The sequence below is a fragment of the Neorhizobium sp. P12A genome (assembly GCF_008365395.1).
GTDB lineage: Bacteria > Pseudomonadota > Alphaproteobacteria > Rhizobiales > Rhizobiaceae > Rhizobium.
The window spans coordinates 1-12148 of record NZ_QOVX01000049.1; the positions used below are offsets into that span (position 1 = coordinate 1).

At 50.7% G+C, this 12148-nt stretch carries 9 protein-coding genes and 1 pseudogene; 5 read left to right on the forward strand and 5 right to left on the reverse strand.

Translation table 11 applies throughout. From position 1 onward, the window contains the following. Window positions 1-194 precede the first annotated feature (194 nt). The gene (locus DTW90_RS36405; RefSeq protein WP_149344957.1) at window positions 195-665 is read left to right on the forward strand and encodes a hypothetical protein; all 471 of its coding nucleotides are present in this window, start codon (window positions 195-197) and stop codon (window positions 663-665) included. 1089 nt (window positions 666-1754) lie between these two features. On the opposite strand, the gene DTW90_RS36410 is transcribed toward DTW90_RS36405, so the two are convergent. The 3 genes from DTW90_RS36410 to DTW90_RS36420 all read right to left on the reverse strand — a co-directional run bounded on the left by DTW90_RS36410 (window position 1755) and on the right by DTW90_RS36420 (window position 5423). Then, a complete protein-coding gene (locus tag DTW90_RS36410; protein ID WP_149344959.1) occupies window positions 1755-2972 on the reverse strand; it encodes a glycosyltransferase in 1218 nt (405 codons plus the stop codon). Window positions 2973-3102: 130 nt separating this feature from the next. Then, window positions 3103-4551 (reverse strand): oligosaccharide flippase family protein, encoded by a 1449-nt coding sequence (locus DTW90_RS36415; RefSeq protein ID WP_149344961.1) that lies wholly within the window; start codon window positions 4549-4551, stop codon window positions 3103-3105. A 56-nt stretch (window positions 4552-4607) separates the two neighbouring features. Next, a complete protein-coding gene (locus tag DTW90_RS36420; protein ID WP_149344963.1) occupies window positions 4608-5423 on the reverse strand; it encodes a hypothetical protein in 816 nt (271 codons plus the stop codon). A gap of 125 nt (window positions 5424-5548) precedes the next feature. Between DTW90_RS36420 and DTW90_RS36425 the strand changes: the two genes are divergently transcribed. Then, window positions 5549-6748: an alginate lyase family protein gene (locus tag DTW90_RS36425; RefSeq protein WP_149344964.1), complete on the forward strand. Its 1200-nt coding sequence runs from the start codon at window positions 5549-5551 to the stop codon at window positions 6746-6748. 3 nt (window positions 6749-6751) lie between these two features. On the opposite strand, the gene DTW90_RS36430 is transcribed toward DTW90_RS36425, so the two are convergent. Together DTW90_RS36430 and DTW90_RS36435 are read right to left on the reverse strand one after the other, a co-directional pair. Continuing rightward, a complete protein-coding gene (locus DTW90_RS36430; protein WP_149344966.1) occupies window positions 6752-7249 on the reverse strand; it encodes an acyltransferase in 498 nt (165 codons plus the stop codon). A 503-nt stretch (window positions 7250-7752) separates the two neighbouring features. Then, complete coding sequence (locus DTW90_RS36435) at window positions 7753-8976, reverse strand: acyltransferase (RefSeq protein ID WP_149344968.1); 1224 nt, start codon at window positions 8974-8976, stop codon at window positions 7753-7755. Between the two features lie 222 nt (window positions 8977-9198). On the opposite strand from DTW90_RS36435, the gene DTW90_RS36440 reads away from it, so the two are divergent. The 3 genes and pseudogenes from DTW90_RS36440 to DTW90_RS36450 all read left to right on the forward strand — a co-directional run. Further along, window positions 9199-10446, forward strand: coding sequence for an O-antigen ligase family protein (locus tag DTW90_RS36440; RefSeq protein WP_149344969.1), 1248 nt, complete (start codon window positions 9199-9201; stop codon window positions 10444-10446). After that, a complete protein-coding gene (locus DTW90_RS36445) occupies window positions 10439-11551 on the forward strand; it encodes an acyltransferase (RefSeq protein ID WP_188080192.1) in 1113 nt (370 codons plus the stop codon). Before DTW90_RS36440 ends, DTW90_RS36445 begins: the two co-directional genes overlap by 8 nt. A 156-nt stretch (window positions 11552-11707) precedes the next feature. After that, window positions 11708-11897, forward strand: a pseudogene (locus tag DTW90_RS36450) (helix-turn-helix domain-containing protein); the annotation flags it as partial. Window positions 11898-12148: the final 251 nt, after the last annotated feature.

Genomic DNA, 12148 nt, shown 5'->3' on the forward strand with positions numbered 1-12148 from the left:
ATCGTCTTCTGTCATCTTCGTGCTCATGCCGACCTCCAAATCAGTCGGCACTCCATGAATCAGACTAAGTGCAAGTCAGGAATCCCAAAGGGGCCACATGCGGCAATCCGTCCACATCGCCTAGATTAAGATTGCTCAGTTTGTAATAAACGGTCATTACAGTCGCGGCCACAAACACAAATCGATTGGGTTTGGTGAACCAGCAGCAATTTCAGCATCAAATTGCAGTGTTTAATGTAGGACGAGCAAAAATGAAGATCGGACTTCACGGAAGCATGGCTCTTTCGCTCCTTCTATTCGGCGGAGCGTTCATCACGGATGCGAGTGCGCGCGAGAACCTAGATATGACACGGTCGAGCCAGTCGTCAATACAGCGCACTCTTACCAGTCAGGCTACCGACACCTGGGGGATATTACTACCATCCAACGCTAAGGCGGTATTTACATTCTCAGAATCAACTGCATGGTCTTGCACGATCGCAATATTGCAGATGCCAATTGGCTTTCAGGTGTACAGTTTCGATTCCAAAAAACTGACCGAGACTTATTCCCTGCAGGATCCGGGTGACTATAACCTGGTCGTCTATCAAACCATGGGCGCAGCCAGAGGCATGATACCTTGCGTCTACAGTTTTAAATACGAGGTCGGCGCGACTGGAAAATGAGTCCGGGATAAGCGCGAATTCGAGTTCAAGGTTTAGAAAGGCGAGATGCCATACCATGTCTCCGGACGCGGGAAAGAAGCTCGATTAATTGAAGTCATCCTCTCTTCATCGAACTTCGCAATCAGGACCTCAGGCCCTCGAATTCTTAGCCCTTCCGAACGACGCCGCAGTCTCCTCGATGGATGACGCTGGCAGAGAATAGCGCTTACCGCGCAATTCATGAATGGGATATTCGAGGCATTAGCCTTTGGCCAAAATGAGGGTGACCAACAGCCAAATGTCCGGAATGGTGACCAGATAGAGAGGATCTCATTTCGACAAGCGTCCATCGAAGCGGCTCTGTTTGTGATCGTCGATCGGGAAGGTTTGGGTCGCTGGCGAAATCTGCTGTTCAGTTCTACATCATTTTCGCATGATTGGTTATCCCCGCCCTTACAAGCCGATTGGTCGGTGTCGGGGAAAGTTATACGGATAGCCCTGTCGACGCACTGTGATTAGATGCCATAGTTCTAAAGCGTATTTTGCGGAGCGATTAGATGACGTGGGAAGTTCTAAATACTCCTATGATTTTAAAGGTCAGACATGAGCACGGGAGAGAGAGGCTAAGAGCCCACTTGAGATCCGGTCATACCGAAATCTACGCCCCGATTTCAGATGCAAAATTCCGAGAACTCGTGGAGGGTGGCCACCCGCGGGATATCGATACGTACTTTTCGAATATGATCCGACCCAGCAGAGTATTGAGACGGCCCACCGTTAGATACAAGTTGCGTCGCGTCGTCCAATTTCTCTTCTACCCCAGTCTAATCGTGACAATACTGGTCCTATTCGGCCTCTGGAATTCGGGGATCATCGATATTTATCTTGCTAACCTGTTATCCAGAGCAAATCCTGTTCAATCCGGGTTATATCCAGCGGCCCTGAAGTAGTTGGCGCATTCTGCGGGAGTGAATCGGGGTAACAACTTTAATGTGATCATTGAGGTCGGGGGATCGGCCGGTGTGGTGCGATCGACCCCATTGTCTTCAGTTCACGGCACATAGCAACCTTCGTTTCGGCAGCCGATGCGCACCAATTCGCGGCAAGTAGTCATCGTTCAGGCAACGCGGCAGTGCATAGTTTTAGTGTCTCCATGATCGCCTCGAGCGAGAAATGGCGCATGTAGGCGTCCGTCTTCTCTGACATTTCTTGGCAAATAGAGGCGTCCTTCAGCCAGGTCTCAACCGCATCTGCGAATTCGTCCTCTTCGTTAGCAATCATAAAGGGATGCACGCCTATCGGAAAACCATGAGCACCGACATCCGTGGTAATGCAGCCCAGACCAAGGTTGAAATAGTCGACCATTTTGATCTTTAGCCCGCTGCCCATTCTGATTGGGTTGATGGCAAAAGCCGCCTGTCGGGAGATTGCGGAGATATCATCGACGCGACCGTGAACCATAACGTTTGGGTGCGGGGAAATTGAATGGCCAATCATTCCGACCACGTCCAGCACAGCATCGGGTCGGCGCTTCAGGACACGTGGCCATATCTGATCGAGAAACCAGACGAGCCCGTCGACGTTGTGATGGGCCGCCGAACCGAGATAGACAATCCTGTTACTTTGGGGATTTGTGAGCCGCGGCCCGGCAGCTTTCGGCACGATCGGGAAGACGGTCCGTACATCAGAATGAGGCGCCATCCTCCGATAGGTAGCGGCGTCAACATCGCTGATCGCCAGGATATTTTTATAGCGCGTGACACGAGCGCGTTCGGCGTCGAAATCAACATTAGGCACAACCTGAAAGCCGTTCGCTTCGAATGAAGCGACGCGCTCGTGGAAGACATCGTGTCCGATCAATACGGTATTGGGTGCAATCGCATCCACGCCCATGTAGGGATCGCGGAAGATGGTGTCGACAAAGGTCAATGGCGCCTCAATGCGATCGAGAATGCGATGGACGCGGTCGACCTCAGCGGCATTCGGAAAGCGTTCGATGATCAACCGTTTTTCCGTTGCCTGTCTCGGCTTCCTGTATTTCTCGACGACCCTTTTCACGCCACGCATAAAGGAAGAGGGAGTGGATGCTACAAAGCGATTCCCCCCCATCGATACAGCCTGTGCAAAGACGAGCGTTGCGTTATCGGCAACTCGCTCGGTTGAGAATATGGGCCCCGGTAGACGACGGCCGGTTACGAGGACAAGGATCCTCCAACCCAGCGCTTCGCTGGCGCGCAGAAGAGCGGCGTTGTAGCTCGGCGCACCTCCAACATTAGAATAGGGAATTTGATCAAGAAGGAAGATCGCATCGTACCGGCGTTTTTTCATCTATTTCCCATTATTCCAATATTGACTTTATCAAAGTTAGACTCGACACAGAAAAAACCAGACTGTCTTTACCGCAATTCATAGGCTCCTCCTTATATTATTTTGACAATCAATGTCGAAAACTATGACATCATCGTCCCAATAGTCTTTTTCGTCTTAACTGATGGAATATATCAACAAAGGACTGCCGATCGACAATTATCAAAATGGCGATATGTGTGACCGCGAATATGGCCCCAAGAATAGACCCTATGATTAGAGGTGGAACTCCATCCATATCAAATAATTGATGCGTAATTCTTACGACTGCGAAAGCGCCGCATCCGCTCAGGAGATGCGGCCCGAATGCGGCTGCAAGTGAGTGGATCGAGGTTCCCGCCTTCCTCGTGGAGTAGATCAGCCCGGAGAGGATTACCACGCAATGACACGACACGTAGGTGTAGACCAGGTAATCGACTGAAACATTGTTGAAAGCTGTCGCAAACACCAGGAAACACACAAGAGTGGCAGACATCGCGGTAACTTGAATTCTCAGGCTAACTTCCGGCAGTCCGTAAGCGGTTAGAAAGACATCATTGCTATAGCCCAACGATTGGATCGCCCCCAGAATAGCCATCATAGCGAGGATATTTGGAACGCCGGTGCCGTTGTGGCCGAATGCAACGGCGCTGATTTGTGGTGCCAATGCAGCAATCGCAAGAAATGCGGGAAGCGAAAGAGCGGAAAACGACCTCAAACTTTGATAGTAGATTCGGCGAAGCTCCTTGGGTTGATCGGCGAAGCGGGAAAAATACGGCAAATTCACATCAATCATTACCGCAGTCAGCATCTGCGCCAGCACGGCCGGCACGCGTGATCCCAAAATATAGAGCGCAAGTGCTGCCGGGCCGAACAAGAACGGTATAACGAGCTCGATACTGCGAAGTGCAAGATATGTGAGTGCGCGCGAACCGAAAATCCTCAAGGCAAACGGGACAATTTCATTCAGCCCAGTCAGTTCGGGATAGGCAACGGTCAGGACACGAGGGTACCAAAGAAAAATAACATTAATTATTGCGGTGATCAGCAATTGCCCAACCATACTATAGACGCCGAACCCGGTTAACGCCATCACGATACCAACAACGGCACCGGCGATGGTCGACGATAGCGAACGGAAGGCCAACCGCTTAAACTGCAGAGACTTACGCAGCAAAGCCTGAGGCACATAGCCAAAACTGTTTACAACGAGCGAAAGACCGACCAATTGCAAGATAGGGCCGATTCCGACGATCCCCAAAAATGCGCCAATTTGAGATGAAAACAAGACAATGAGCAGATAGACTGCAGCGGCCAAACCAAAATTCAGCAGCAGAATGGTTGTCGCTATACCATTGCTGATTTCCCGATTGCGCACGACGGCATCGCCAAAGCCATTGTCTGCAAAAAGTTCGGTCAGCGCTATAAGGGCGGTAGCGGCCGCGAACACGCCAATTTCGCTTTTGTCGAGAATGCGTGCAAGAACGAAGAAAGTTAGGATCGTACCTAGTCGCGGTCCCCAATTGCGAACGGCGGACCAAAGTACAGAGGATTTGTTCATTTCTTAAAATCGCTCTCGAAATATGTGATTGGTTACGGCTGAAAGCAGTCTTATTATCAGGCGCTGCGGATGGCGGATATATAGTCGAAGGGCTTCATTCGCCCGCGCACAACAAGGGCAAGCCCAACCAACAATTTGCGCACATACGCTGTTAATCCCAGAATGCTCCGATGGCGATGGCGCGAGATTGCCCTCAATGTGCCAGGGAAATATTTCGGTCTTAAGTTTGGATCAGGGTCGCGATGACCGACCAAGGGAGAATCGGAAAAAAGGGTCTTCCTTGCCGTATAATAGGCTCGGATCGCATATTCCGTATCCTCGCCGCCGTTCAGTGCGGCGCCAACCCCCAATGATTCGTCGAAATGACCGAGCCCGGTGATTAGCCTCCCACGAAAGAAGAATGTATTTGACGACGCACGAGAAATAACTTTCTGGAGAACTACAGTGTTCGCTTGCAATTTGTCCTGCACTTGCGGGCTGGATCCGTAGCGACAAAACCAAAATTCCAACTGCTGGTCCGAAGCGAAAGCCGAGCTTACCAACGAGAGCAGATTTTCAGGATACCAGCAATCGTCGTCCGGAAATCCATATATGCTTTCCACCGACACAAGCCGATTCGCAATCGCGTAGTCCAACAGTCGATTGCGCGCAGCCGACAGAGATATTTGGCCATCGACCTTGCTGGTCTCAATCCAGTCGGGAAAAGCTGCGATGTCGTAATCGGGCGGACAGTTCTGCAAGAGCAGCAGCAACCGTATATCTAAACTCGTGTCTTCATTGCGGGCCGCGGCTATGGAAGAGATCATTCGATTCAAGTGCTCCGATCGTCCAGAAGCGACGTTCGTTGTAGAAAAAAGCGTGAATGTAGGCATGAGCACTCTTTTCCGTTATGGCAAATGTCATACTGCAAAAAAACCTTGATGAGGCAGCATAAATATTCCCTCATCTCTTTGGAAGAGAAATTTCGTATTTTAACCTCGAGCCGAGCGTGTATAGAATGTCCTTGTATCCAACAAAATTCAGAAAAATGTCACAAACTAGCGCTGTTATTCTACTATTCGTCAGTTTTTTCGCTTTGAACGGATCGGCATTGGGGCAAAGTCGAAGCGGGAATGACGGTCCGCTGCGCTACATTTTTGATCTGAGAGCTGTGGACAGCGATGACGCTGGTCAACAGACGCCTCGTTTCGTCTGTGGCTCCAACGTCAGGCCTATGACGGACATGGGGCATTTCTTTTCCTTCTATAAGCCGACATCCACGCAGTCCGTTATCGATCCAAAGGCAATGAATGCCTTTGCACATCGAGCTTGGCCGACCTGGGTCGTCATGGCAAAACTCCTCGCAGCCGTAAACGCCGGCGCGACAAGTCACGCTAACCGTCAAGCGGCCGCCAATTGCATTACGCAACAGCTGATCTCGTGGGCGAAGCAGGATGCTCTATTGGGCAACCTCGACGAGAATGATCTGCTCGGACGCCGTCAAGCAGTGATGATCAGTGGCTGGACCGCGGTGGGGCTTGCCAACGCGTATGCTTTCGCCACCCAAGCCTCTCCCCATAGCGATGGCGCCGACAGGATCATCTCCCCTTGGTTTCAACGACTTTCCGACAGATTGGTGTCGGAATTCGCGCCTCCGGCAGCACCCCGTCCGCATCAATATCAATGGCTTGACGACAATAATAATGTGCGGGATTGGGCGGGTGCGTCGGTGGGGCTTCTCTCCGTCCAGCTCCAGGATCGCACTAAATTTGACTGGGCAATGACCATCTTGCACAATGCCTTAGATCTCGCACCTGACGACGGTGCACTGCCCCGTGAACTTGGGCGTGGCCGCCGAGCCTCGCACTATCAGAATTTTGCTATGCAAGCGCTGTCTTATTTGGTCGCGCTGGCTGACGCGAATAATGTTGCCCTTAGCGACCTTCAGGAAAAGAGGCTGGAGGCGATCGCACGGTTTTCGGCGGAAGCCTATCAGTCTCCCAAACTGGTTGAAGCGCGCACAGGATACGCTCAAGAAGACCTGAAGCCAGAAATGGTAAGCTGGATCGACATCATTCTGCCGCATATTCGAAAGCGCGATGAGGCCCTAGCACATGAACTGGAAGAGATCGCACGCCCACTTCGCCCACTCTCGGATACGTTCGTCGCCCTGCCGACGACGGTCTTCTTTAACGGCACCACCGACAAAGGGAATTGATCGTCAGGAGGTGACCCGAACATCCGTGCCGTTTCTTTGCATTTCCGGTCCGCGTTCAGATTCGGGTATGTCTGCAAAGCTGAAGCGTCCGTACTTTCCGACCTCGATATTCTCGCGAATGACCTTAGCCGGGTTGCCGACGGCAATGCATCGCGACGGGATGTTCCTCGTCACAACACTGCCCGATCCGATGACGCATTCGTCCCCTATTTCGACGCCCGGGAGGATGATGCTGCGCGCCCCAATGAAGCAATTCCTGCCAATCGTCGTATTCCGATAGACGCCACGCGTTCGATCGTGCGTTAGAATTGCGACATCGAAGGCAAGATAAGAATATTCACCGATATGAACCCCCTTAGGATACGTTTTATCGAGCTTTACGCTCATCGAATAGGTCGCCGTCGGATGAATGTTCATCCCCCAAAACTTCGTATAGTACCAGTATTTCGCCTTGACCAAGAGTGAACGGACCCAAAGGAATTGATTCAAGCTGCGAGCCATGATGCCCATTTTCCCTAATATGTGCCGCGAACGCTGGCTATTAAACCCTATCTAGTACTGCATAATTGAGGTCAGATCCAAACGAGACAGCAGCAATCGCGCGAGATCTAAAATTAATAACATTCAGGTTTCAACAAGCTATGAAGTCTGGCATTTAGACCATGATGCGAAGACGCGTCTACTAGCGCGCCTACTGCAACATGACTCAATCTAGATGCGATTAACAAAAATTGCGGGTGAAATAAATGGACAACAGTTAAATGGCATTTTCCACGGCAATGACGATGATGTTTCCGCTGAAAATTATAATTCGCTTCATTCAATTTTCGATTTCGTTTCACCACATCTTTCTTTCCTATTAATCTTGCCAGTCATTGTAATAATGATACCGATTGGCATGATTTCCAGACTGAAGAATATGCTGTGGAAAAGCCAGTGATGCACGCCGGTCGAGAGATGACGGTCCTTGCTCCCGAATGAACCGTCGACCGGAATATCCTGATTCACCCAGAAGGATTTGGAGCTTTCAATTCAAGCTCATCTTGCGAGCCATTCGCAACCGTTTGCATTGATCTCGGCGGATGTAGACCCGCTTCCCGATGTCGCTCCGGCTGGTATGCTTTTTGTCGCTCATCCTCTACGCTCTTGCTGCCAAACTGCCGGGCGATACGTTTTGTCGCCATTGTTGTCAGCCGATATAAACCATACGAAACAAGCAACGTGAGGACCAGACTGAGGCCCAGTCGAAATGCATAGCGTTCGACCAGCAAGCTAATCACGAACCAGACGTGTTGATGCCAGAGATAGATCTCATAGCTCATTCGGCCGCCGAGTTGGATTGGCCGCCATTCTGCTATTCTTGTCAGAACGCTCATGGACGAGCCGAAGATAAAAGCATTTAGCAATAGCAGCATGCCAAAGCCGTGGACGGTGTAGCGAAACGTGTCTTGGAAAAAGATACTCCGATAAGCAATCCCGCCAAGAAGAATGGCCGAAGCGAACAAGAAACTCCGCCATCCGCGCGCGTTCGCCAACACTCGGCGCGTCTCTTCATTTTCAAGTCCAAAACTAAGCAGGCATCCCCAAGCGATGGCGTCGAGCCGCGTCAGGGTGAAATAATAGTTAAACGATTCCGGGTCGGCCACCGAATAGGAGGCCAGAATTCGCAGCGCAAGGCTTCCGATGATAACGCCAGCAAGTATCTTTACACGGGAGCCCCATCTCCGTACGAAAAAGAGCAGGAACGGAAAAATCAAATAGAAATGCTCTTCGACCGCCAGGGACCAAAGTGGCCCGTACTCATGCAGTCCTGGCTTCAACGGCCAGAACATTTGAGCAACGGTATATAAATTGCTGACATAGAATATAGCGGATAGTATCTCAAGAACATTGACCGGCCTACCGAATGCGAACGCATATAATGAGGCCGTAATGAAAAGCATAATGACCAACGGCGGCATGAGACGAAGAAAACGCCGGATAAAGAAATTCCGTAATGAAATCTTGCCGTGCCTTCGTTCTTCGGCAAGCAGGAGGCGGGAGATTAGAAACCCGCTTATTGCGAAAAAAATCGTCACTCCGAAACCGCCGGGAAGTGCGGCTGACAGTCTGTAATGGGCAAGCACAACGATCGTGACGGCGGCCAATCTCAATCCATCAAGCCCCCTCACATAACCATAGCTTGCCAGATCAGTTGGAGGGGGCGGTAGCTCAACTACACCTTTCATTAGAATCCCCTGGTATTAGGCGTGAATTTTTCGAAGTTGCATCAGTGTATATTACAGGTAAAATATCTTTGCTGTTGCGTGACTTCGGTCGGTATCATATTACTGTGACTAAAAAAAGCGAAATATAGCGTTGGCTAAGCACACCGAAGAAATCATCCTGGCTGTGATCAAAGTGTATTATTCTGGTTACAAATGATTAGAGCTCATCATTGAAAGGTATACATGGCATTCCGGGCAATATATATTTTGTCGATGCTAGTGCTCGTAGTGAATACCGGTGCGCTGATGAAGCTATCGGATGGAAACGCGGTAGAGAAAGCATTTTTCTTGCTATCGGCCTTTGCAATCTTTTTCACGCGCCGACCTGACAAAATCGTCATTGCCCTGATGATTTCGGAACTAGCGCTGGTATTCGTGCTCGCGGTGGCGACACCATACCCAGACTTTAGTTGGGCGATTTTCATCAATTCTCTGAACCAGATTGTCGTACTATTTGCGCTGCTGGCGGCAGATACAAACTATCGCGACCAGCAAACTATACTAAAAGCGACAGCATTCATGCCCGTTCTTTGTGCGTTGCTCGGGCTGATTTATCACGCCGCGGGTATCAACCCAATGTTTGCCGTCGAATATGCTACCGGCGTACCGCGCTACGCAGGTTCATTGCCGAGTGCTGCCTTCACATCGGCGCTCGCTATGCTCGGAGTATTTGCCGCCGTTCGCATCATGTTGTCGACGCGGATGAGCTATATGATCCTCGCCGCGATAAATTTCATGATTTTGCTTGCGGCAGGGGGGCGCGCTACCTTGGCGATTACGCTTGCTGTCTGCGGCATCTCGATATTGACCTATCGCGGTATCAGGGCAACGACGAAACTGGCGATCGTGGCCGTAGGCTTTATCGTCGGTGTCGCCATTGTCGGGCTGTTCTGGGATAACCTCGCGACGCGATTTCTTGAAAGTGGTGACAGCGGGCGGTCGATCATGTGGGATTATCTCCGCACGGTCATAGACCAATACCCCAATACCGGGATCGGCTTTGGGCATCAGTTCTTCGCAACGCCTCATGCAATCGTGGTTGTATTTGCCTCGGCCTCAGCTCACAACGACTTTCTAAGGCTCTCGGTCGAACTCGGCACGGTTGGGATGGTGGTTTTCTACGCCATCTTGTCTTTGGCTGTGCTTAGAGCGGCTCTTGGCAAAAAGAGAAAAAACTTTCTTGCAATCTTTGCCTATGCCGGCTTCTTGCTTCTATCAAATTCAGACAACGCTTTGGCATCCCCGTTAGAGTTCCCGCTGATGTTCCTAGCCCTTATTGCGGGACACCGTAAACCTATCATGAGCGAAGCCGTCAAAATGCGACTGAAAGCGCAGATCCGGACACGAGAAGCTATGCGATTTACTAGCCAGCAAATTAGAAGCTATCAATTGCACCTGAAAAAGATCCGTGATGATCAGACATATGTATGAAGCGATATTCCAGAAGCCGAAACCGATCGCGGGTCTGGACGGCGTGCGCGGTTTATGTGTCTTATTGGTTCTCACCGACCATGCGAGACTAACCAACGCTTTGGAGACCGGTACACTTGCGGTTTGGGTATTTTTTGCCCTAAGCGGTTTTTTGATCGTGCCCATATTGTTCAGGGCGCGTCTTCGCCTGGAGGCAGATGTAACCGATAGCCTCAGCGAAATTCTGCTCTTTAACCGGGATCGCATCCTGCGGATTTTTCCAATTTACTATATTGCTCTGGTTATAGCTTCAATCTTGGGACCGAGACTCGGCAGCTCCGGAAATATCGACAAGCTGCAAGGGAGTGAAACCTGGCTATTCACCTACACCACGAACCTATACATCGGCTTCATACGTGAGGGCTGGCTTGGGCCGCTATCGCATTTATGGACGCTTGCCATTGAGCAACAGTTCTACTTGCTCTTTCCCTTGATTTTTATTTTTATTCCTGCGCGACGTTGGCAAAGAATGCTGGTTCTCTCAACCATCATTCTGATCCTCGTCTCCGCTATCCTATTCTTTAATAACGAGCTGCAGTTTCGCGTCAATTCTCTGTCTGGCTTCTACGCAATTTGTTTTGGTGGGCTTTGCGGGCTCTGGGCCCAGAATAATGCGCGCCGTTGGATTATTCCATTTCCCGGTGTTGGAATCGCGGCGGTCGGTGCTGCTCTAATTGTTCAGCACATTGTCTTTACACTTGCCGGTCTGCCCAACTTCACTCTTTTGATCGCTCCGCTTCTGGCCGGCCTTTTGATAGTGCTGATATCGGTGAATCAAAACAATGTCGCAATCAGGCTTCTGGAGCTTCCCGCCCTCCGCGGCGTTGGCGTGGTCAGCTATGGCTTCTATCTGTTTCATGGATTTGTGCTCGGCCCATCCGGACGCTTCATTTCAGAAATAACTGCACTTGATGGCGGCGTCGCTTTTAAGCTGCTGCAGGTCACGTGTGCATTTTTTGTTACAATGATAGTTTCTATGGTTTCGTTTCTTTACTTCGAAAAGAAACTGCTCCAATTAAAGAGGCGACCAGTGAAGCCTATCCTAGCAAAATTGTCTGCAGATTGAGCGCGAGACTTTGCCGCTTGGCTCGGCCTGCTGCCTAAACAGCATTCGAGCGGCGGGAAGCAAGTGCTAGAGCAAGTCCTGCGATCGATGAATCGATTGTGTGATGTGACGACGCACCCCGAAGCTGATTCAACATCCACAGTGAAGAGCTGGATGATGGGACAAGCACTGAGCGATGATCTTCGAATACGGGTTCTGAAAGCGTCCGCAGCGGCTATTGTCAGCTCGGCAGGCTGCGGCTCGGTTCGGCGTTGGGATTTCGACAGCGATCCGCTGGATAGCAAGAGCAAAAGAGGGCGAACTGACGTCCCGACCGCAGGGCTGGAGGCGCCCATCGGCCATGGATGAAACGCAGAGACAGAATTCACTACGCCAACCCTTACCCTCTGGTCCGCGGCACGCAGCTATATGACGGTTTCCCAGCTCCTGGTTTGAAGGACGCACAATCACCAATTGCTTCTCTCAGCCAAATATTACGCCTCGTGGTAGTACGACGTGTATCGCGAGTAGTAATATTCACTTGAGCCATAGGTCCGGTACAGCTTCATCTTTTCGGTATCGACCTTGTTGAGGATGATACCGGCACATTTGTCGACG